19 protein-coding genes are annotated in these 20,226 nt (G+C 65.5%); 8 read left to right on the plus strand and 11 right to left on the minus strand.

The window, feature by feature from the left end; translation table 11 throughout:
- Nucleotides 1–41 precede the first annotated feature (41 nt).
- On the minus strand, nucleotides 42–1,142 hold the full coding sequence (locus AC3G2C_RS16740; protein ID WP_488385776.1) for an NAD(P) transhydrogenase subunit alpha: 1,101 nt from the start codon (nucleotides 1,140–1,142) through the stop codon (nucleotides 42–44).
- Nucleotides 1,143–1,304: 162 nt separating this feature from the next.
- On the opposite strand from AC3G2C_RS16740, the gene AC3G2C_RS16745 reads away from it, so the two are divergent.
- The 8 genes from AC3G2C_RS16745 to AC3G2C_RS16780 all read left to right on the plus strand — a co-directional run bounded on the left by AC3G2C_RS16745 (nucleotide 1,305) and on the right by AC3G2C_RS16780 (nucleotide 7,808).
- Nucleotides 1,305–1,712, plus strand: a complete 408-nt coding sequence (locus tag AC3G2C_RS16745; RefSeq protein WP_488385777.1) for a cytidine deaminase — start codon at nucleotides 1,305–1,307, stop codon at nucleotides 1,710–1,712.
- Nucleotides 1,713–1,789: 77 nt separating this feature from the next.
- Nucleotides 1,790–2,359, plus strand: coding sequence for a nitroreductase family protein (locus tag AC3G2C_RS16750; protein ID WP_488385778.1), 570 nt, complete (start codon nucleotides 1,790–1,792; stop codon nucleotides 2,357–2,359).
- A complete protein-coding gene (locus tag AC3G2C_RS16755) occupies nucleotides 2,356–3,246 on the plus strand; it encodes a 5'-3' exonuclease (RefSeq protein WP_488385779.1) in 891 nt (296 codons plus the stop codon). Before AC3G2C_RS16750 ends, AC3G2C_RS16755 begins: the two co-directional genes overlap by 4 nt.
- Before the next feature lie 27 nt (nucleotides 3,247–3,273).
- Nucleotides 3,274–4,098 (plus strand): AraC family ligand binding domain-containing protein, encoded by an 825-nt coding sequence (locus AC3G2C_RS16760; RefSeq protein ID WP_488385780.1) that lies wholly within the window; start codon nucleotides 3,274–3,276, stop codon nucleotides 4,096–4,098.
- A 68-nt stretch (nucleotides 4,099–4,166) separates the two neighbouring features.
- The gene (locus AC3G2C_RS16765) at nucleotides 4,167–5,132 is read left to right on the plus strand and encodes a DMT family transporter (RefSeq protein WP_488385781.1); all 966 of its coding nucleotides are present in this window, start codon (nucleotides 4,167–4,169) and stop codon (nucleotides 5,130–5,132) included.
- An 85-nt stretch (nucleotides 5,133–5,217) separates the two neighbouring features.
- On the plus strand, nucleotides 5,218–5,793 hold the full coding sequence (locus AC3G2C_RS16770; RefSeq protein ID WP_488385925.1) for an NUDIX hydrolase: 576 nt from the start codon (nucleotides 5,218–5,220) through the stop codon (nucleotides 5,791–5,793).
- 251 nt (nucleotides 5,794–6,044) lie between these two features.
- Nucleotides 6,045–6,404: a hypothetical protein gene (locus AC3G2C_RS16775; RefSeq protein ID WP_488385782.1), complete on the plus strand. Its 360-nt coding sequence runs from the start codon at nucleotides 6,045–6,047 to the stop codon at nucleotides 6,402–6,404.
- 207 nt (nucleotides 6,405–6,611) lie between these two features.
- The gene (locus AC3G2C_RS16780; protein WP_488385783.1) at nucleotides 6,612–7,808 is read left to right on the plus strand and encodes a GGDEF domain-containing protein; all 1,197 of its coding nucleotides are present in this window, start codon (nucleotides 6,612–6,614) and stop codon (nucleotides 7,806–7,808) included.
- A 9-nt stretch (nucleotides 7,809–7,817) separates the two neighbouring features.
- Here the strand turns inward: AC3G2C_RS16780 and AC3G2C_RS16785 are convergent, their stop codons facing one another.
- From AC3G2C_RS16785 to AC3G2C_RS16830, 10 genes are all read right to left on the minus strand, one after another.
- Complete coding sequence (locus AC3G2C_RS16785) at nucleotides 7,818–9,407, minus strand: tetratricopeptide repeat protein (RefSeq protein ID WP_488385784.1); 1,590 nt, start codon at nucleotides 9,405–9,407, stop codon at nucleotides 7,818–7,820.
- A gap of 106 nt (nucleotides 9,408–9,513) precedes the next feature.
- Nucleotides 9,514–9,816, minus strand: a complete 303-nt coding sequence (locus AC3G2C_RS16790; RefSeq protein WP_488385785.1) for an STAS domain-containing protein — start codon at nucleotides 9,814–9,816, stop codon at nucleotides 9,514–9,516.
- A gap of 142 nt (nucleotides 9,817–9,958) precedes the next feature.
- Entirely contained in the window at nucleotides 9,959–11,143 is a 1,185-nt protein-coding gene (locus tag AC3G2C_RS16795; RefSeq protein ID WP_488385786.1) for a methyl-accepting chemotaxis protein, read from the minus strand.
- Nucleotides 11,144–11,159: 16 nt separating this feature from the next.
- Nucleotides 11,160–12,257: a protein-glutamate methylesterase/protein-glutamine glutaminase gene (locus AC3G2C_RS16800; RefSeq protein ID WP_488385787.1), complete on the minus strand. Its 1,098-nt coding sequence runs from the start codon at nucleotides 12,255–12,257 to the stop codon at nucleotides 11,160–11,162.
- Between the two features lie 108 nt (nucleotides 12,258–12,365).
- Nucleotides 12,366–13,025: a chemoreceptor glutamine deamidase CheD gene (cheD, locus tag AC3G2C_RS16805; RefSeq protein WP_488385788.1), complete on the minus strand. Its 660-nt coding sequence runs from the start codon at nucleotides 13,023–13,025 to the stop codon at nucleotides 12,366–12,368.
- The gene (locus tag AC3G2C_RS16810) at nucleotides 13,022–13,906 is read right to left on the minus strand and encodes a CheR family methyltransferase (RefSeq protein ID WP_488385789.1); all 885 of its coding nucleotides are present in this window, start codon (nucleotides 13,904–13,906) and stop codon (nucleotides 13,022–13,024) included. The genes cheD and AC3G2C_RS16810 overlap by 4 nt, the downstream gene beginning before the upstream one ends.
- Before the next feature lie 2 nt (nucleotides 13,907–13,908).
- Nucleotides 13,909–15,624, minus strand: coding sequence for a methyl-accepting chemotaxis protein (locus tag AC3G2C_RS16815; RefSeq protein ID WP_488385790.1), 1,716 nt, complete (start codon nucleotides 15,622–15,624; stop codon nucleotides 13,909–13,911).
- A gap of 26 nt (nucleotides 15,625–15,650) precedes the next feature.
- Entirely contained in the window at nucleotides 15,651–16,157 is a 507-nt protein-coding gene (locus tag AC3G2C_RS16820) for a chemotaxis protein CheW (protein ID WP_488385791.1), read from the minus strand.
- A gap of 87 nt (nucleotides 16,158–16,244) precedes the next feature.
- On the minus strand, nucleotides 16,245–17,933 hold the full coding sequence (locus AC3G2C_RS16825) for a methyl-accepting chemotaxis protein (protein WP_488385792.1): 1,689 nt from the start codon (nucleotides 17,931–17,933) through the stop codon (nucleotides 16,245–16,247).
- 179 nt (nucleotides 17,934–18,112) lie between these two features.
- On the minus strand, nucleotides 18,113–20,101 hold the full coding sequence (locus tag AC3G2C_RS16830; protein ID WP_488385793.1) for a chemotaxis protein CheA: 1,989 nt from the start codon (nucleotides 20,099–20,101) through the stop codon (nucleotides 18,113–18,115).
- Between the last annotated feature and the right edge of the window lie 125 nt (nucleotides 20,102–20,226).

A 20,226-nucleotide genomic window follows, 5' to 3' on the forward strand; every position in this document is an offset into this window, starting at 1 on the left:
CTAGGCGGGGTTTTTCTTGGGTAACGTCCAGCCGCGACACATCAGCCCTGAAAGTGCGGCTCGCCGTTGCGCGTGACGCAGCTCTTGGCGATCAGCTCGTCGTTGAAATCCGGCGCGAGCCCACCGTCGTGCACCATCAGTTCGAGGAAGTTATAGACGTTGCGCGCATACATTTCCGACGCGTGCAGCGGTGCGCCGGCAGGCAGGTTGAGCGGCCCGAGAATCACCACACCGCCCTGCTCCACCCGCTCGCCGGGACGGGTCAACTCGCAATTGCCACCACCTTCGGCGGCCAGGTCCACCACTAGGGCACCCGGCTTCATGCCTGACACCATGGCGGTGGTGAGAATCTTGGGCGAAGGGCGGCCCGGCACGGCCGCGGTGGTGACGACCACATCGACGTTCTTCAAATGGTCCGCCAGTGCTTGTTGCTGCGCGGCGCGCTCTTCGGCGGAAAGCTCACGCGCGTAGCCGCCACTGCCCGCAGCGCTCACGCCCAAGTCCAGAAATTTGGCGCCCAGCGACTCCACCTGTTCGCGCGTTTCCGGGCGCACGTCATAGCCTTCCGTTTGCGCGCCCAGCCGTCGCGCCGTGGCGATGGCCTGCAAGCCGGCTACGCCAGCACCGATGACCAACACACGCGAAGGGCGAATGGTGCCGGCCGCCGTGGTGAGCATGGGGAAAAACTTGGGTGCGGCCTCGGCCGCGATGAGCATGGCCCGATAGCCCGCCACTGCCGCCTGCGAGCTGAGTACATCCATGGCTTGGGCACGCGTGGTGCGCGGCAGCAGCTCTAGCGCAAACGCGGTGAGTCGCCGCTTACCCATCGCCACGATGCGTGCGGCTGCGCCATAGGGACGCAATTGCCCTACCACCACGACACCCTCGCGCAGGCGAGGCCAACCATCGTCTTGAGGGGGTAGCACGCAGGCGAGCACGTCGGCCTGCGCCAGCACACTGTCGGCATCGGCGAAATCGACGCCGGCGTAGCTGTCATCGGGAAAGCCGGCGGCCTCGCCCGCGCCATGCTGCAACAACACACGCAGCCCCTTGCCCTGGAGCTTCTTCGCCACCTCCGGCGTGATCGCCACCCGGCGTTCGCCAGCGGCGGTTTCGCGCAATGCAGCCACGGTGATCGGCATCGTGCATCCCCTGCGGAAAGGTCCCCGCATCCTAGCCGAAGCGCCGAGCCGCAAACCACCGGCCACTTGCGTCGGGGGCCCCAACGGAGTTAACTGGCCCGCCACCGGTACGGATGCCGCTCCGGCGGCCACCACGATGGGGGTCCCGCCATGGAGATCCCGATGACCGTAGTCGTTGTTCCCAATGAGCTGATGGACATGGCGCGCCAGGCGCGCGACATGGCTTATGCCCCCTATTCCCGCTTTCTGGTTGGCGCCGCGCTGGTCACCCGCGATGGGCGCCATTTCACTGGCTGCAATGTCGAGAATGCCTCGTACGGCCTGTGCAACTGTGCCGAACGCACCGCGTTGTTCACGGCAGTGGCGGCCGGCTGCAAACCCGGTGATTTCGCCGGCCTGGCCGTGATCGGCGACACCGCCACACCGATCAGCCCCTGCGGTGCCTGCCGCCAGGTGATGTCGGAGCTGTGCGATGACACTATGCCGGTATGGCTGGGCAATCTCGCCGGTGCCGTGCAGGAAACCACCGTGCAGACCCTGCTGCCGGGCTCATTTCGGTTGGCGAGCTGAGTCAAGCCAGCGGCTTCGCTTCACGCGCCTCTTGTCACGGGGTTAGCATGCCGCCTTTGTTTTCCCCGGATATCCCCATGTCCCATCCTCTTTCCCTGCTCCAGCAGCGCCACTCCGCCCCGTCGCGCCAGTTGGGCGAGCCAGCGCCACAGGGCGATGCCCTGGAGGCTTTGCTCACGGCCGCCATTCGCGTGCCCGACCACGGCAAGCTGGAGCCGTTTCGACTGATCCTGTTGCGCGGCGCTGCCAAACGCAGCTTCGGCGCGCAGCTCGCCGAACTCTCGCTCAAAGTGAACCCGGACATGCCCGAGTCCAAGCGCGAGAAGGACCGCACGCGCTACGACTTTGCACCACTGGTGGTCGTGGTGGTCGCGCGCCTGGACCCGCACAGCAAGGTGCCGGTGATCGAGCAGCAACTGAGCGCCGGCTGCGTGGCCTATAACCTGCTGCTCGGCAGCACGGCCCTTGGCTTTGGCGCGCAGTGGCTCACCGGCTGGGCGGCCTACGATGGTGACGTGGCCACCCTGCTTGGACTGCGCGAACACGAGCACGTGATCGGCTTTGTGCATATCGGCACGCCACAGATCGACGTGCCCGACCGCGAGCGTCCCGCACTGGACGACCTGGTGAGCGAGTGGGCGCCATGAGCCGTCCAGCCGTCCATTTGATCGATGGCAGCTTGTACGTGTTTCGCGCCTGGCACTCCATGCCGGACGAGTTCCACGATGTCGATGGCCACCCGGTCAACGCCGTGCATGGCTTCACCCGTTTCCTGTGCGAGTTGCTGGAACGGGTCAAGCCCGAGCACCTGGCGGTCGCCTTTGATGCTTCGCTGACCACGTCGTTCCGCAACGCCATCTATCCGCCCTACAAGGCCAATCGCGAGCTGCCGCCGCCCGACCTGGAGCACCAGTTCGTGCTGTGCCGCGAGGTGACGCAAGCGCTGGGTATCCCGGTACTGATCGACCACACCTACGAAGCGGACGACCTGATCGGCAGCGCGCTGTGGAGCCTGCGCGCTCACGGTTTCCGCAGCGTCATCGTGTCGGCTGACAAGGATTTTGGCCAACTGCTGGGCGAGCACGACGAACAGTGGGACTACGCTCGCAATACGCGCTGGGGGCCGGAGGGCGTACTGGAGCGACTTGGCGTGCATCCGCACCAGGTGGCCGATTACCTGGCGCTTTGCGGCGACGCGGTGGACAACATCCCGGGCGTGCCCGGCATTGGCGCCAAGACGGCAGCGGCGCTGCTAGCGCATTTCGGAAACCTCGATGATCTGCTCGATCGCATCGAGGAAGTGCCCTTCCTGCGCCTGCGTGGTGCCGCCAGTTGTGCGGCAAAACTACGCGAGCACGGAGAAAGTGCGCGGCTCTACCGTCGCCTGACCCGCATCGCGCTGGATGCGCCGGTGGCCGCCGAAGCGGAAGCCTTGCGCCGCCTCGCCGGCGATACGGCCAGCATGGACAGCTTGTGCGAGCGGCTGCGCTTTGGCCCGCTCACGCGCACGCGCCTGAAGTCGCTCGTCGGTTGATGCCGGCCCGGCGTTAGCATGTAGCCCATGCAAGGCGTGCCCGACCCGTTCTCCTCACTCCATGACGCCGCACAGTTTCGACTGGCGGCGCATCGACCGGGCGTGGAGCTGTATCGCGCACACATCGTGCGCCATGCGTTCGAGCCGCACACGCACGATGGCTTTGGCCTGGGCGCCATCGAGGCTGGGGTGGAACGGTTCCGCTATCGCGGCGCCGAACATCTGGCGCCACCGGATTCATTGGTAACGATGAACCCGGACGAGCTGCATACCGGCCGCGCGGAGACCGAAGGCGGCTGGCGCTACCGCATGGTGTACGTCGAGCCGACGGCCATGGCCCGCATCACCGGCGACCCCGCCTGGTGGTTCACCGCCCCCGTGCACGAAGATGCTGCCCGGGCCCGCCGCGCCTCTGCGACCCTCGATGCCTTGTGGATAGCACGCGAGCCGTTGGCATTCGACAGCCTGCTGTTCGAACTGCTGGCGTTGTTCCGCTCTCACGTGCACACCTCGCGATCGCCCCGCAGCGAGGGAGCGGCGCGCTTTGCGCCTGTGCTGGATTACCTGCACGCTCATCTCTCACAACGTTTGACCCTCGACGAACTAGCCAACGTCGCGGGCCTGAGCCCCTTCCATTTCCTGCGCCAGTTCCGCGCCCAGCACCACGCCACACCGCAACAGATGCTGATGGCGTTGCGCCTGTCCGAGGCCAAGCGGCGGCTGACGCGCGGCGAATCGGCCGCCCAGGTCGCCAATGCGGTGGGCTTGGCCGATCAGGCGCATCTCACCCGGGCATTCGCGCGCCGCTATGGCATAACGCCGGTGCGTTACCAGCGGGAACTTGAGCGCTGAGGCACGGCGAATGCCTCACCGCAATCTGGTACAAGACGCCGCGCCCGCCATGGGAGAAGCTCCAACCCATGTGGACAGGAACTCTCTATGCGCTTGCGGCCGGCCTCATGTGGGGGCTGGTGTTCGTCAGCCCGCTGCTGCTGCCCGACTACCCGGCGGCACTCCAATCCGTAGGGCGCTATCTCGCCTTCGGGCTGATCGCACTGCCCCTTGCGTGGATCGATCGCCGCGCCCTGCGTCAGCTCGCGCGAACCGACTGGATCGAAGCGCTCAAGCTCGCCGCCATTGGCAACCTGCTCTACTACCTGTGCCTGGCCAGCGCCATTCAACTGGCCGGCGCACCGCTGCCCACCATGATCATCGGCACGCTGCCGGTGGTGATCGCGGTGAGCGCCAACCTGCGTGACGCCCATCGCGACGGTCGCTTGCCCTGGCGCGGGCTATTGCCCTCGTTGCTGCTGATCGGCGCGGGCATCGCCTGCGTGAATCGCGCGGAGTTGAACGCGCTGGTGTTCGACGGCGATGCCACGCCATGGCGCTACGCACGCGGCGCCCTGCTCGCCTGCGGCGCGGTGGCCTGCTGGACCTGGTACCCGCTGCGCAACGCCGACTGGCTGCGCCGCCATCCGGACCGACACCCGCGCACCTGGGCAACCGCTCAGGGCTTGGCGACGCTGCCGCTCGCGCTCACGGGCTATGTCATCGTGTGGGTGTTCCTGCATGCCAGCGGCAGCTCGTTCCTCATGCCGCTGGGCCCGCAGCCCTGGCGATTCGTGGGTTTGATGGCGGCCATCGGCCTGTTCGCCTCATGGCTGGGCACCTTGTGCTGGAACGCCGCCAGCCAGCGACTGCCCACGGCGCTGGCCGGACAGTTGATCGTGTTCGAGACACTGGCGGCGCTCGGCTATGCCTTTGCCCTGCGCGGCCACGCACCGGGCCCGCTCACTCTGGCCGGTGTCGCCCTGCTGGTGGCAGGCGTGGCCTGGGCGGTGCGCGTGCGACCGCGCCCGGTGGAGCTGCGCACAACCGACTAGCGCTGCCGCAAGGCATGGACGCTACCGGTTGTGACTGACACATGGGCAGGGCACCATGCCGTTTTCCTACCGCCCCGCTCACGCCATGAATCATCCCCACAGCGCCATCCCCGACGACGCCAACGCACCGGAAGAAACCCTCTACGTCGGCCGCTGGCTGAGCCTGCGCAAGCGGGGGCGCTGGGAGTACGCCGAGCGCAACAACCCTGGCGGCGCGGTGATCATTCTGGCCGTCACGCCGGAGGACAAGGTGCTGTTCGTGGAGCAGTACCGCGTATCCATCCTCAAGAACACCATCGAGATGCCGGCCGGCCTGGTAGGCGACCTGCATGACCATGGCGACGAAGATGCGCTGCTGGCCGCCGGGCGCGAACTGGAGGAGGAAACCGGCTACCGCTGCGAGCGCCTGCAATACGTGCACGAGGGCCCCTCTTCGTCGGGCATGAGCACGGAGATGATCACCTTCGTACGCGCCTGGGGGCTCACCAAGGTCGGCCCGGGCGGCGGCGACGAAAGCGAGAACATCGTGGTGCACGAGGTGCCGCGCAAGGAGGCCGGCCAATGGCTGTTTGCACGCGCCGCCGAAGGCTACTCGATCGATCCCAAGCTGTTCGCCGGCCTGTGGTTCATCGAACACACCGATCTGCTCGCCCGGGGCTGACTGCCGCGCTCCGGTCACCCATGGGTGACCGGCCCGCAACGGAAGCGGTGTACGCGCCGACCGCGGAACCGGGAGGGGGCCTAAGCCTTTGCCCTCCCGAGTGATGACGCCGTGCCGGGTGCCAGCCACTCTGGCCCCAAGGGCCGCATGCGCTAGCCCCAAGTCATGCCCCCACACTTAAGAATCCGGCGCCGCCGCCGATGTCGTTCTTGTCGCACCCCTTTTATCGACTTGAACTGACGGACCCCGCCATGAAGACCCTGATTGCCTCTGCCCTGCTGCTGTTCGCTCCGCTGGCCGCCCATGCATGTGCGCCCACCGATTTCGCCGTGGAAGGCTTCAAGATGAAAGTTGTCGGCTCCGGCATGGGCGCCCGCCTGAGCCTGAGCGGCCAGTTGGTCAACCATTGCGCCCAGCCCGCCGCCGCGCAGATCTCCATCGACGCGAAGGACGGCAGCGGCAAGGTGCTGCAGTCCAAGAAGGGCTGGCCGGCCGGTACCACCAACATCGGACCGGGCCAGTCGGTGGATTTCGACCTGGGCCGCCTGTTCCGCTTTGACCCCGAAATGCAGTCCTACACCGTCGGCGTGGCCGACGTGCGCACCTGGTAAGACCCCAGCGTTTCCGCATTGCTTGATCTTCGAGGCCCCTCCCGGGGCCTCTTTTTTTTGGGCTGCCCCGGATTTTGTGACACAGTTCAAGTTTTAGGCGTGCTGCCGATAAAGTGGCGAACGACGGCGGAGACGCCGATCCGCGGGCCTCGGCCAAGGCCCACCACGCTCCCTTGCACAAGGAGCGTAGCGGCGTGAGGGAGAGCGATGCATCTCGACATACCGACCCTGACCTTTGTCAGCCTGCTGATGGGCATCTCCGCCACGCTCGGGTTTACAGCCCTGATTCGTGTGCTGCACAACCAAGAGGTGCTGCGCATATGGGTGGCGAGCATGTGGGTCGCCATGGGCGGCGTGCTGCTGATAGGCCTGCGCAACACCATTCCCGACCTTTTCTCGATCGTGCTCGGCAACGGCCTGCTGGTTACGGCCAATGTGCTTACCCTCAAGGGCATCGCCAGACACCTGGATGTGCCCTTTCGCTGGCGTTGGCCTGGCTGCTTCATCATCGCGTACCTCGGCTGCCTGGCCTGGTTCGCCTATATCGAACCCAACCTGGGCATGCGGCTGATCGTCGGTAGCCTGCAAGCGTTCGGCTTCAACTTCGCCTATGCCTACCTGCTGCTGCGCTACAACGAGCCCTCCATACGCACCAGCTGCCGGATCGCCGCGGTGGTGATGTTGATGAATGCGGCGTTCTACCTCGCCAGAGTATTCATACCTATCGACCCGGTAGCCGGCCAGGACATCATGCGCGCCGGCACCCCGGTGGCGGCCACCTATATCGTGGGCATCATTGCCGGGCTGGCCACCTACTTTGCGCTATTGCAGCTCATTACCGAGCGGCTGATGGTGGATCTGCGCCGCGCCGCTCACACCGATGGCCTCACCGGCCTGTTCAATCGCAGCGCCATCGTGGCGGAAGGCCGCGCCAGCCTGGAGCGCTCGGTGCAACGCGGCCAGCCGTTCTCGCTGATCATCTTTGACCTGGACTACTTCAAGCAGATCAACGACAGCTGGGGTCACGACGCGGGCGACGCCGTACTGAGACACGTCAGTGCGGTGCTGCGCGAGCAGCTTCGTTGGCCGGGCCACCTGGCCAGCCGCTACGGTGGCGAGGAGTTCGTGGTGGCCCTGCCCGGCGCCACGCTGGAACAAGCCCTCGCCATCGCCGAGCGCCTGCGTCACGCCCTCGCACACTCGCATGCGCGTATCGACCACCACGCCATACCCGTGACCGCCAGCATTGGCGTAGCCACCTCACGCCCGGGCATCCGCTTCGAGCAACTGGTGCGCCAGGCAGACGAAGCCATGTATCGTACCAAGTTCGAGGGGCGCAACGGCGTAAGTACGGCGGAGCCTGATGGCTTTCAGTTTGCGGAGGCAGGGAATTCGCGCTGTTGACTGCTGGCGCTATCGCGGCGATGGCTTATTCAGCGCCTGCATCTGCGCCACTAGCCACTCCTTGCGTGGGTCCTCTCCAAAACGTGCCTTGAAGTCAGCGATGGTCTGCTCCAGGCCATCGCGCGGCTGGGCCTTCTGAATGTTGGCGCGCAGGAACCAACCCTGCGGGTCATCCGGATTCAGCTGCAACAATCGATTGGCGACATCCCAGCCCTTGTCCCACTCATGCGTCTCGTTAAGGTAGATGTCGCCCACGGCGGCCAGCGTCCAGGCATCGGCGGGATTGAGCCGCAATGCCTGCTCGAAATCCGCGGCGGCGGCGCCAGGCTGACCCAGCGCGCGACGTGCCTGTCCGCGCACGTCGTATGAGGTTTCGTCTTGCGGCGCCAACTTCACCAGCGCCTCGCCTTCCGCCAGCCCCCACTCGGGGTGCCCCAGTTGGATCAGGCCGAAGGCACGGCTCTGACGGTGATCGATCTGACTGGGATCAAAACGCAGCAGCTCGGAGCGATAGATCACCGACAGCTGGATGTTGTTGCGATTGGCCGCAGCCCAGCCAGCACTTATCAGCATGTTGAGGGGAGCGGCTTCGTCGAACAATTCGCGGTAGAGCCGGAACTCGCCCTGCTCGTCGCAACGGCATTTCTCCACACTGTCTTCGCCACCGGTTCGCTCGGACAGCAGTAAACGCAACAGGGGGTTCAGCGCAGCGTGCTTCTGCGCGTCGTCGATCACCTGTCGCATCTGCGCTACGCTGCCGCCCCACCGGGGTTCACTACCCCAAACCAGGCGAATGTACACCGGGAAGTTGGCAGGGTCTGCCGCCAACGCTCCCTTTGCGGCTTGATCGGCATACGCGTCATCGCTGTCCAACGTGGCCGCATACACCATGCCGCCATAAGCCGGCGTCATCTGTGGGTCGAGTGCCACGGCGCGATCAAGATCGGTACGGCCCTGTTCCAGCAGGCGATGCATGGCATCGAACGCGCTTTGCGATGTCTGAGAGGCATAAGCACTGCCACGTTGGCGCTGAGCCATGGCCACATAGGCCACGCCACTGGCAGCCAAGGCGTAAGGGCTATCGGGCGCCTGGCGCTTCCAGGCATCGATCAGAGCGCGCGTATCGGCAGATGCGTCGCGAAATATATGGTTATAGGTGGCATCGAACAGCCCGGGCGTTCCGCTGCGCGCGAGCTGCGCCTGCTTGGCCCTCGCCAGCTGTGCTTCCAGCTCGGCGATGTGCCCTTGCTCGATCCATGCACGCGCCTGCGCCAGTGTGATCACCGGGTCGAGCAGGTAATGGCAGTAGGCGGATGTAGTCGCCTTGGACCAATGCACGCCTGGCGGCTCGGGATACGCCAGGCAACGCTGCAGGGGGTCCTCGATGGCTTCGGCCTTGCGAGCCGCGTCCATGAAGTCTCGAAATGCCGCTTCATCGAACGGTGGCGGCTCCAAGCGAACCGCATGCGGTGCCCGCAAGGCTTGCTTGCTATTGGGCGGCGGCAGGGGCGCGGGCGCCAACTGCAGATAAGCCGCCACCGCCAACGTGCCGCCCACAGCGACCAAACCGGCAGTCAACCACCATGCCATCCGCTTCATCGTGCTTCTCCCTGCCCCCCGGCCTGGCGGCCGTTCCCTGGGGTGATGAATCGGGAGCATAGCGCGAGATCAGCGCGCCGTTGGTACACCCGCCGCGATGGCGGGCTCAGTGCAGCACGAACAACTTGTCGAAGCCCGCCACACGCAGCGTTCCACGCAGGCTGCTACCCGCGTTGACGATACGGATGTCGGCACGGTCGGAGCCCGCGTGCTCGCGCAGTAGCATCAGCATGCCCAGGGCGGAGCTATCCATGCTGGTGACTTCGCCCAGGTCGATCACGTAGCTGCGTGCGGCGCGGCCGCCAAGGCAGGCGTCGTGGAAATCGCGATGCACGCTGAAATCGAAGCGCTCGCCCATCTGCAGGGTCAGGCAGTCTTGCTCGGAATCGTGGTGAACAGTGAGGCTCATGGCGGCATTTCCTAAGGCAAAGGCGATCCATGGGGGACCGCTCGCAAATCAAGCACCCGGTGCCTGATCTGTCGAAACCAAGCCCGGGCCAGTCCCGGTCTTGAGCTGGCAGGGAGACACGAATGCCTCCCCGCCATCAGGTTCAGAAGAGTTCGATCTCGCCGGCATCCATCGAGTTCTGCAGCGCCGGACCGCGCGAACGGATGCGTGCCTTCTCGCGCTGGATCGCCAGGCGGTTACGCACACGCTCCGCACGCTGCGCCAGCAACTCGGCATCGATCGGGCTGCAGGCCAGCTCTTCGATATCGCGGGTGCACTCGGAGGTCACGTCCTGCAGTTCCACCAAGCGCTGACGCGTCTGGTTGATGAGCTGGCTGAGGATGTCCTCGAACTGCAGGGAGCGCACCGTGGTGGCGACATCGCTGCCCAGGCCACGGTTGATCTCCACCACCTGGTCGGCGACCTGGCTGGTGCGTGCATCGCTTTCGGTCACGTGCGCCATCATGGCGTCGATGCCGCCCTTGGCGGACAGCGCCACGTTCAAGTCCTGTGACGCCATGGTGCCCACCAGACCACGCAGCTGCTCCATGGCGGTGCGGGCGCGTTCCACATGGCTGCCGATCTGTTCGTTGAACTGGTTCGAATGGCTGGCCAGGTTGCGGATCTCGCCGGCCACCACGGCAAAACCACGGCCCGACTCACCCGCGCGCGCCGCCTCGATGGCCGCATTGAGCGCCAGCAGGTTGGTTTCCTCGGCAATGGTGTTCACGTTCTTCAGCAGGCCGAATACGGCGTCCATTTCCTTGGCCATGCCGTCGATGCGATAGACGATGCGCAGGCTTTCCCGCGACATCTGCACCACCATATCCACGAAGTGCTCCAGCAAATCGCCGGTGCGGGCGGCGAAGTCCTGCACGGACACACCTTCGTTCTGTGCGTCGATGATCTGGCGCAGCAGGGACTGTTGCATGCCGGTCTTGCGCGAAAGGCCGTCGAAGCCGCCGCCCAGTTCGGACACCGCATCGCGCAGCAGATCCAGTGCCTGGTGCAGTTCGCGCGTGGCGTGGCCCAACTCATCGACCAGGGAGCCGCGGACCTCTTCGAGCGCCTCGCGCACCGGGGCGTGATGCGCCAGCGATTCTTCGATCACCGTCTCCACCACAGGTGGCGTGCGGCGCATTTCCACGATCCACGCGGCGGCGACCAGCACGATCAGCACTGGCGACAACCATGCGCTCGGCCAGAACAAGCTCAACAGCAAGGCGGCGGCGCTGGCAGACAGGCCAACCACAGGGCGCGCGCGCATGAAGGAATAGATGGCGTCCATGGGGATATCCGAACAATCAGGTGACCGGCACGGCGGCGCGGGCTTGGGGTTGGTGCGCCAGCGCGAGCAAGCGCGCGGCGATGTGATCCAGCGGGAGCTTTTCGCTGGCGGCGCCGAGCTTCCAGGCGGCGCCGGGCATGCCCCACACCACCGAGGATTCCTCGTCTTGCACCAGGGTACGCGCACCGGCTTGCTGCATTTCCAAGAGACCGCGGGCGCCATCGTCGCCCATGCCGGTCAGCAGTGCGGCGATGCCGGCCTTGCCGACCGTGGCGGCCATGGAGCGGAACAGCACATCCACGCTCGGCTTGTGGCGGTTCACCGGCGGCCCGTTGTGCAGGCGGCATACGTACTTGGCGCCATCCCACATCACCAGCAGGTGCTGGCTACCGGGAGCGATATAGGCATGCCCCGGCTGGAGTGGCTGGCCGTCCCGGGCCTCGCAGACACGCATGGCCGAACACGTATCCATGCGCGCAGCAAAGGGGCCACTGAAGGCGGCGGGAATATGTTGGGTAATGACGATCGGCGGCGCATCGGGCGGCATGGCCTCCAGCACCACGCGAATGGCCTCGGTGCCGCCCGTGGAAGCGCCGATGGCGATGATCGGGCTGCCGCCACGCGTGCCGGCGGTCTGCGCGCGCGGCAGTACCGCGTCGGCGCTCAGACGAGGTGGCACCTCCAGCTTGCGCACAGCGGTGCGCTGGCGCGGCTTGGCCAGTGCGGCGAGCTTCACCTTGGCGCAGATTTCCTGCGCACCTTCGGCGAACGTGCTGGCGAGATCGTTGCCCGGCTTGGTGAAGAAATCCACCGCGCCCAACTCCAACGCGCGCAGCGTGACCTCTGCGCCCTCCTGGGTCAGCGACGACACCATCACCACCGGCATCGGGCGCAGGCGCATCAGGTTCTCGAGAAAGGTGATGCCGTCCATGCGGGGCATCTCCACGTCGAGTGTGAGCACGTCGGGGTTGAGCTGCTTGATCTTCTCGCGAGCGATCAGTGGATCGGCGGCGGTGCCGACCACCTCGATGCCAGGGTCGCAGGAGAGCATGGTCGACAGCAGCTTCCGCACCAGTGCGGAGTCATCGACCACCAGGACGCGAACTCTTTCCATTGCGTATTCGTCTCGCCTTCGTCGTGCGGCACGGACGGGTTCCGTCCTTGCCGAGAGGCCCATGCCGGCGCCGGATACTTGCCAGGGTGGCGTTCGCGCGCGTTGCGCTTAGAACAGCTCCACCTCTCCCTTTATCGGATCATTTGCCAAACGCTTGAGGTACAGCCGCTCGCCATCCACCAGCACCTTGTCGGCCCGGCCACTCAAATGACGCACGCGCACCTTGCCCGTGGTGGGAAAGAATTGGACATGGCGCGGGTGCACGTCGCCCAGGTCCTCGGCGCTCACCGGCAGGTGCTCGGCTTCCAGGTAGCGCCTGACGAAGGCGATGTTGCGCGCGCCGATATCGGTCATGGTGGCCAGTACGCGGCCGCCACCGAACACCTTCACTTCCAGGTTGGCGCGTTGGCCACCCGCCTTGAGAATGGCGTTGATCAGCTGTTCCATGGCGTCGTTGCCATAGCGCGCCGCGCGCCCGACCGTGTCGGCCCAGTTGCCGCGTTCGCCATTCATGGGTTCGGGCAACATGAAGTGGTTCATGCCACCGATGCGCCGCAGGCGATCGAACACACAGGCCGACACACAGGAGCCAAGCACGGTGGAGATCATCTCCTCCTGCTGGCTCACGTAGAAATCACCCGGAAGCACTTTGACCGTCATGCAGGCATGGGCCGGATCCCAGAAGCGCCGCAAATGTTCGAAACCGGGAAGCACGCGGGCCGGGTCGTAGGTCGATCCTGGAGGAATCTGTACGGCGGGGACGCTCATACGCTACGTTTCCGATAGACCGTGCGTCCCATCAGGTCGAAGTTATCGTTGAGCCCGTACATGGACTCCGAATGACCGAGGAAAAGATATCCTCCGTCGGGCAACAGGCCGGCGTAGCGCTGGAACAGCCGCTGCTTGGTCGGCTTGTCGAAATAGATCACCACGTTGCGGCAGAAAATCGCATCGAACGGCCCCTGCATCGGCCAGTCGTGCAACAGGTTCAGCGGCAGGATGCTCACCAGCTCGCGCAAGCGCGGGTGCACGCAGGCGAACTGTGTGTACTCGCCTTCGCCGCGCAGGAACCAGCGGCGCCGACGCTCATCGCTCACGCCTTCCAGCCGCTCGATGGGATACACGCCCTTGCGCGCGGTCTCCAGCGCCTGCGGTGAGAGATCGGTAGCGAGGATCTTGGCGTCGAGCTGCGCGGCACCATGTTTCTCCAGCGCCTCGGCCAGCACGATGGCGAGCGTATAAGGTTCCTCGCCCGTGGCGCAGCCGGCCGACCAGATGCGCAAGCGGCCGCCGTCTTTCTTCTTCTCGGCGATCCAACGCGGCAGCAACTCGTCGGTCAGCAGATCGAAATGGTGCGACTCGCGGAAGAACGCCGTGACGTTCGTGCTGATCGCGCTGGCGAGCTCACCCAGTTCACCTTTCGGGTCGCGCCGCAGCAAGTCGCAATAGGCGGCGAAATCTCGCAATTGCAGGGCACGCAGCCGGCGCAGCAACCTGCCCTGCACCAGCTGTCGTTTGTGCTCGCCCAGCGAAATGCCGCAATGCTCGTAGACGAACGCCCGCAGGAATTCGAACTCCGTATTACCGAGCGACGGGCCACCCATGCCCGCCACGGCGTTGTTGTTGTCCATCGTGGCGGTGGTGGTCATGCTCAGAACTCCTTCCAGGAACCCGCGTCAGCCGATTCCTGACGCGACGGCTTGGATGCCGGCGCCGAGGAACCACGCACCGCCGCAAACACGGCTTCGGCCTCTTCCATCACGGTCTGCGAACGAACCTTTTCGCTCGCCGAGACAGCCGCACCTACGCCCACCTGGAAGAAGCCCACCTGGCGCGCCAGCTCGCCGGCCTGCTCTTGCATGGCGCGGGCGGCGGCAGCGGCCTCCTCCACCAACGCGGCGTTCTGCTGCGTCATTTCGTCCATCTGCAATACGGCGTGATTCACCTGGTCGATGCCGGCCGACTGCTCCTGGCTGGCCGCGGCGATCTCGGCCACGATGTCGGTGACCTTCTTCACGCTGTCCACGATCTCGGCCAGGGCCTTGCCGGATTGATCCACCAGCGAGGAACCCACGCGCACCTTTTCGGCGCTGTCGTTGATCAGGCCCTTGATCTCCTTGGCGGCACCGGCGCTGCGCTGTGCCAGGTTGCGCACTTCGGTCGCCACCACCGCGAAGCCACGGCCTTGCTCACCGGCACGCGCCGCTTCCACCGCCGCGTTGAGCGCCAGCAGATTGGTCTGGAAGGCGATCTCGTCGATCAAGCTGACGATTTCGGAGATCTTGCGGCTGGATTCGTTGATCTCGCGCATGGCCGCGCTGGCCTGTGCGGCTACTTCGCCGCCATGCTCGGCTTGGCGACGCGTCGCGGTGGCAAGCTGGTTGGCGTGGCTGGCGTTCTCGGCATTCTGCTTGACGGTGGAGGTCATCTCCTCCATCGAAGAGGCGGTTTCCTCCAGGCTCGATGCCTGCTCCTGCGTGCGCTGGCTCAGGTCGTCGTTGCCGCGAGCGATCTGCTGCGCGGCCGAGCTGACGGAACCGGCGCCGTGGCGCACTTCGCCCACGATGGCGCCGAGGCGCTGATCCATGGTGCGCAAGGCACCCAGCAGCTCGCCCAGTTCGTCCTTGCGGGTCACCTTGATCTCATGACCCAGCTTGCCGGTGGCGATGTCGTCGGCCACCTTCACGGCCACGCCCAGCGTGCTCATGATGGAGCGCATCAGCAGAATCGCCATGATGCCCGCAATGACCAGGCCCGCCAGCAGCGAGGCGATGCTCAGCGCGCGAATCACATGGTAGCGCTCGACCTGGGCGTCGTAGATTTGCTTGGCGTCGGCACGCTGCGCTTCCACCAGCTTGGCCAGTGCGTCGGCGCGCTGGATCATCAGCGGACGTACCTGCATTTCCAGCAGCTCGTTCGCGGTGGTGTCGCCCTGGTTGAGGGCGTCGACCATCGAGCTCAACGCGTCCTGGTAATCGGCGTCGGTGGTGTGCCAGTCGTCGTAGAGCTTCTTGACCGGCGGACTCATGGACACGGTCGCAAGCTGTTTCTTCAGCGCGCCCATGGTTTCGCGCAGCTTGCCGTACTCGGCGAGCTTGGACTTGACCTGGTCTGGTTGCTTGCCCACCAGCGAACTGGATTCACCCAACAGGACAAACGACATCAGATGGTTCTGGGCAATCTGCGACACGACCTGCGACGGAATGATTTCCTCTTCGTAGATCTTGCCCATGCCGTTGTTCTGCATCTGCATGGAGCCAAGACCGATCACTGCGCCGCCGATCAGCATCAGGCCAAGCAGGCCAAACACCACGCGAAGGCGATTGCGAACAGACAGCTGGGGCACCTTCAAAGCAAATTTCTTCATGACGATTCGACTTCCCGCTAAATCCATCAGGCCACGGCTTTCACATCAGAGGCGGCGGGCAGCGCCGCCTCCAGCATTTGGGCATCCTGGGGCTGCAACAGCTTGTCCACGTCCAGCAGCAGCACCATGCGCTCGCCGGCTGAGGTCAGTCCCTTGAGGTATTCGGTATCCACGGTGGTGCCCAAGTCGGGCACCGGGCGGATGACGTCGGCGGTCACGTCCAGCACGTCGGACACCGCATCCACCACCACGCCAAAGTTGCGGCCTGCCACGGTGATGATCACGGTGACGGTGGTGGCAGAGTAGGTTTCGCGCTCCAGGCCAAAGCGCAGGCGCATATCAATGACGGGCACGATGGCGCCACGCAAGTTGAGCACGCCCAACACATAGGAAGGCGCCTGGGGAATGCGCGTCACCGGCGTCCAGCCGCGAATCTCGCGCACCGCCAGAATGTCGATGCCGTATTCCTCATGGGCGAGGTTGACGGTGAGGTACTGCGACTGGAGCGCCTCGCTCCGGGTGTTATCGGACATGATTGCCTCGTCGTCGGAGCCCAATGCGCGGCCCCTTTCAGAAAACTGAATCGGCGGTAAGGGTGGAAACTTGAGGGGAACGCTGGCTTAGAACTCGCTCCAGCCGCCTGCGGCCACCGCTGCCGGGGCGCCTTTGCGCGGGGCTGTCGACGGGGCCTTGGACGCCGTCGCCGAGACGCTGCGCGCAGGGCCTTCAGGGGCGCCGCCCTGCAAACGGAAGTAGCGCACCTGGCGTTGCAGCTCATCGGCCTGCTCCTGCATGGCGCGGGCGGCGGCGGCAGCCTCCTCCACCAGGGCGGCGTTCTGCTGGGTCACCTCATCCATCTGCATCACCGCCCGGTTGACCTGGTCGATGCCGCCGGATTGCTCCTGACTGGCCGCGGCGATCTCCGCCACGATGTCGGTGACACGCTTGACGCTGTCCACGATGGCGGCGAGCACCTGGCCTGACTCCTCCACCAGCACTGAACCGGCCTGCACCTTGTCCACGGTGTCGCCGATCAGGGTCTTGATCTCCTTGGCCGCACTGGCGCTGCGCTGGGCCAGGTTGCGCACCTCGCCAGCCACCACCGCAAAGCCCCGACCCTGCTCGCCCGCGCGGGCCGCTTCAACGGCAGCGTTGAGAGCCAAGAGGTTGGTCTGAAAGGCAATTTCGTCAATCAGTTGCACGATGTCGGTGATCTGCCGGCTAGCCGATTCGATCTCGCGCATGGCGCCGCTGGTGCGCTCGGCGACTTCGCCACCGTGCTCGGCCTGCATGCGTGCGCTGCGGGCCAGTTGGTCCGCATGGCCGGCGTTGTCGGCGCTCTGGCGCACCACGGAGGTCATCTCCTCCATGGAGGCTGCTGTTTCTTCCAGGCTGGAGGCCTGCTCCTGGGTGCGGTGAGACAGGTCGTCGTTCCCGCGTGCGATCTGCTCGGCGGCGGTGGACACCGCCTGTGAACCCTGCTGCACCTCGCGCACGATCTCCACTAGCTTGCCGCGCATGCGCTGCAGGGCGTCGAGCATGCTGCCGGCACGGAAGTTCTGGTCCCCGCCGTCCTGACGGAGGTCGCCATCGGCGATGCGTCCAGCCATGGCCACCGCAAAGGCCGGCTCGCCGCCGATGCTCAGACGAATGCTATGCATGGAGCGCCAGACCACCAGGATCACCAGCGCAGCCACCAGCAGTGCACGCAGCAGGCTGACCTCCATGAGTCGCACGAACTGGTTGTCGATATCCACGAAATAGGCACCGCTGCCGATGTGGAAATCCCAGGGCTTGAACCATGTGGTGTAGGTCATCTTGGGCTCGAACTTCTTGTCCGGCGGCATGGGCCACACGTACTCGGTCAGTCCGCCGCCATTGGCGCGGTCGGTGCCCAACATCAGCTGGTAGAGCGGACGCCCGTTGGGGTCCTTGTCGTCGCGCACGTTGCGCCCCTCGTCGCCGGCGAGCACGGGATGCATGCGCAGCACGTAGTTGCCGTCGAACACGAACACGTAGCCCAGGCCGTTGTTCCAGCGCATGACGCGCAACTCGTCGAGCGCCCGCTTCTGCGCCTCGGCCTCGGTGAGTTCGCCGGCCTTGTAGCGGTCGTAGTAACTCTGCATCACCGCCATGGCGGTACTTACTTCGTCCCGCAGCGCATGCTCACGCGCTTCGAGCTGTTGACGCCGGCTACCTACCGAGGAAATGGTCGTAAGGGCGGCCAGGCCGGCCACCACGAAGGCGATCACCAACCACACCTTGGCCCGCAGGCTAAGGCGATCGACGTATTGCAAAGGGGACTTCATGAAAACTACCTTCAGAATGAAGAGGGCGGGTTGCGATTGCCCGAGTTCATTCCCTGCACTGCTCGACACCGTCCAGCCGGCCGGTGGCCGCGGCTTCCTGTCGCGGCTTAGGGGTGTTGCCAAAGAGGTTGTCGTCACCGCCCCGACTCCCCTCGGGGCGGCATGCCGCCAAGCGCGAATCAGGCCGCTTTGCGACGGGCCTGCATGCGCACCAGTCCGGCGATATCCACGATCAGCGCAACCGAGCCATCCGCAAGGATGGTGGCGCCCGATACGCCCTGCACGCGGCGATAGTTCGCCTCCAGCGACTTCACCACGGCCTGCTGCTGGCCGATGAGGCCATCGACAAACAGGCCCACGCGGGTGCCGTCGCCCTCCACCACCACCATAAGACCCTCGTCGATGGCGTGCACGGCATCCGCACAACCAAACACATCGTGCAGGCGAATCACCGGCAGGTATTCGTTGCGGAAGCGGAACAGCTCGCCGCCGCCCGCCACGCTGCGCACCGCTTCGGCGCGGAGCTGCACGGACTCGACGATGGACACCAGCGGCACGATGTAACGCTCTTCGCCCACCGCCGCGGTGAGGCCGTCGATGATCGCCAACGTGAGCGGCAACGTGATGGTGAAGACGCTGCCCTTGCCCTGCGTGCTGCGGATGGTGACGGTGCCGCCGAGATCGGCCACGTTGCGGCGAACCACGTCCATGCCCACGCCGCGGCCGGACAAGTCGGTGGTGACGGCCGCGGTGGAAAAGCCCGGCTGGAAGATCAGCTCGGCCACCTGCTCGTCGGTCATGCCCTCGCCGGTGCTGATGATGCCGCGCTGGATCGCCTTGTTGACGATGGCGTCGCGGTTGAGGCCTGCGCCGTCGTCGGACACTTCCACCACGATGTTGCCGCCGCGATGGGATGCCTCCAGCTTAAGCGTGCCCATGTCGCCCTTGCCGGCGGCACGGCGTTTGTCTGGCGTCTCCAGGCCATGGTCGATGGCATTGCGCACCAGGTGCACCATCGGGTCGCCGATCTTCTCCAGTACCGTCTTGTCCAGCTCGGTCTGCTCGCCCACCAGCTCCAGCTTGACCTGCTTGCCCAGCTTCTGGCTGATGTCGCGTACCATGCGCGGGAAACGGTTGAACACCGAACCGATGGGCAGCATGCGGATGCCCATGACGCTTTCCTGCAGCTCGCGGGTGTGACGCGCCAGTTGCGCCAGGCCATGTTCCAGCATGGCCAGTCGCGACGGCTCGATTTCCCCGCCGCGGAAGGTGTCGAGCATGGACTGGGTAATCACCAGCTCGCCCACCAGGTTGATCAAGCCATCGATCTTGTCGATGGATACGCGCACCGAACTCGATTCCGCACTGGTTTCGCGCTGCGTACGCGCCGCGCCCAGATCGGGCACGTTGGCCGCGGGCGCCGCTGCCGGCGTGGGTGCGGGTGCAGGTGCGGCTTCGGGGATGTGCCTGGCCTCGATGGAGAGGTCGCATTCGTCCTCGACCCAATCGAACACTGCGCTGATGTCCGCGCGCTTGGCGAGGCCTTTGAGTTCGATCACCCAACCCAGGTGGCATTGGGTCGGGTCGAGTGCCGCCAGCGTGACTGGCAGCTTGTCGAGCTCGGCGGATACGGAGATTTCGCCCAGCCCCGCCAGTTCGCGAATCAAGCGCAGCGGGTCGTTGCCGCCAGCGAGCATGCCGGCGTGAGGACGAAACCGGATGACCCACACGTCGCCCTGGTCCTCGGCGCGTCGTGCCTGCAATTCGACGGCGGGCTCACCGCGCCCCATGGCTGCCGCCAACTCGGCACGCAGGCCATCGGACACGGCGTCCACCAAAGGCTCGCCCGCCTGTGCACGCGCGAACATGCCACGCAGGCAGTCCACGGCACGGAGCAGCAGCTCGATGATGGCGCTGTCGATCTGGCGTTTGCCGCCGCGCACTTCGTCCAGCAGCGATTCCGCGTCATGGGTGAACGCGGACATCTCCGGAAACCCGAAGGTGGCGGCGCCGCCCTTGATGGAGTGCGCCGCGCGAAAGATGGTGTGCACCAGTTCCCCGTCGCCACCATCGTCCAGCGCCAGCAGCGACGATTCCATCGTGTCGAGTCCTTCCAGACTCTCCTCGATGAACACTTGTTGGAACTGCGCCAGACCGGCCTTGCTCATGGGGGTAGTTCTCTTGGGAGTTGCGCCCGACGGGCGCTACTGCGTCGGCCCGGTCCCGGCGCTTGCCGGGACCCAGCGATGCCTTATGGGGATGCACACGATCCGGGGCCGCGCGCCAGGGCCGC

It is taken from the genome of Frateuria sp. sgz306004 (assembly GCF_057750885.1).

What these genes read in the sequence shown, in the direction of transcription:
- AC3G2C_RS16780 (WP_488385783.1), top strand. Translation starts at nt 6,612, where the DNA reads ATGCATCTCGACATACCGACCCTGACCTTTGTCAGCCTGCTGATGGGC.
- AC3G2C_RS16755 (WP_488385779.1), top strand. Translation starts at nt 2,356, where the DNA reads ATGAGCCGTCCAGCCGTCCATTTGATCGATGGCAGCTTGTACGTGTTT.
- AC3G2C_RS16770 (WP_488385925.1), top strand. Translation starts at nt 5,218, where the DNA reads ATGAATCATCCCCACAGCGCCATCCCCGACGACGCCAACGCACCGGAA.
- AC3G2C_RS16820 (WP_488385791.1), bottom strand. Translation starts at nt 16,157, where the DNA reads ATGTCCGATAACACCCGGAGCGAGGCGCTCCAGTCGCAGTACCTCACC.
- AC3G2C_RS16795 (WP_488385786.1), bottom strand. Translation starts at nt 11,143, where the DNA reads ATGGACGCCATCTATTCCTTCATGCGCGCGCGCCCTGTGGTTGGCCTG.
- AC3G2C_RS16760 (WP_488385780.1), top strand. Translation starts at nt 3,274, where the DNA reads ATGCAAGGCGTGCCCGACCCGTTCTCCTCACTCCATGACGCCGCACAG.
- AC3G2C_RS16750 (WP_488385778.1), top strand. Translation starts at nt 1,790, where the DNA reads ATGTCCCATCCTCTTTCCCTGCTCCAGCAGCGCCACTCCGCCCCGTCG.
- AC3G2C_RS16815 (WP_488385790.1), bottom strand. Translation starts at nt 15,624, where the DNA reads ATGAAGAAATTTGCTTTGAAGGTGCCCCAGCTGTCTGTTCGCAATCGC.
- AC3G2C_RS16800 (WP_488385787.1), bottom strand. Translation starts at nt 12,257, where the DNA reads ATGGAAAGAGTTCGCGTCCTGGTGGTCGATGACTCCGCACTGGTGCGG.
- AC3G2C_RS16765 (WP_488385781.1), top strand. Translation starts at nt 4,167, where the DNA reads ATGTGGACAGGAACTCTCTATGCGCTTGCGGCCGGCCTCATGTGGGGG.
- AC3G2C_RS16830 (WP_488385793.1), bottom strand. Translation starts at nt 20,101, where the DNA reads ATGAGCAAGGCCGGTCTGGCGCAGTTCCAACAAGTGTTCATCGAGGAG.
- AC3G2C_RS16785 (WP_488385784.1), bottom strand. Translation starts at nt 9,407, where the DNA reads ATGAAGCGGATGGCATGGTGGTTGACTGCCGGTTTGGTCGCTGTGGGC.
- AC3G2C_RS16810 (WP_488385789.1), bottom strand. Translation starts at nt 13,906, where the DNA reads ATGACCACCACCGCCACGATGGACAACAACAACGCCGTGGCGGGCATG.
- cheD (WP_488385788.1), bottom strand. Translation starts at nt 13,025, where the DNA reads ATGAGCGTCCCCGCCGTACAGATTCCTCCAGGATCGACCTACGACCCG.
- AC3G2C_RS16740 (WP_488385776.1), bottom strand. Translation starts at nt 1,142, where the DNA reads ATGCCGATCACCGTGGCTGCATTGCGCGAAACCGCCGCTGGCGAACGC.
- AC3G2C_RS16745 (WP_488385777.1), top strand. Translation starts at nt 1,305, where the DNA reads ATGACCGTAGTCGTTGTTCCCAATGAGCTGATGGACATGGCGCGCCAG.
- AC3G2C_RS16825 (WP_488385792.1), bottom strand. Translation starts at nt 17,933, where the DNA reads ATGAAGTCCCCTTTGCAATACGTCGATCGCCTTAGCCTGCGGGCCAAG.
- AC3G2C_RS16790 (WP_488385785.1), bottom strand. Translation starts at nt 9,816, where the DNA reads ATGAGCCTCACTGTTCACCACGATTCCGAGCAAGACTGCCTGACCCTG.
- AC3G2C_RS16775 (WP_488385782.1), top strand. Translation starts at nt 6,045, where the DNA reads ATGAAGACCCTGATTGCCTCTGCCCTGCTGCTGTTCGCTCCGCTGGCC.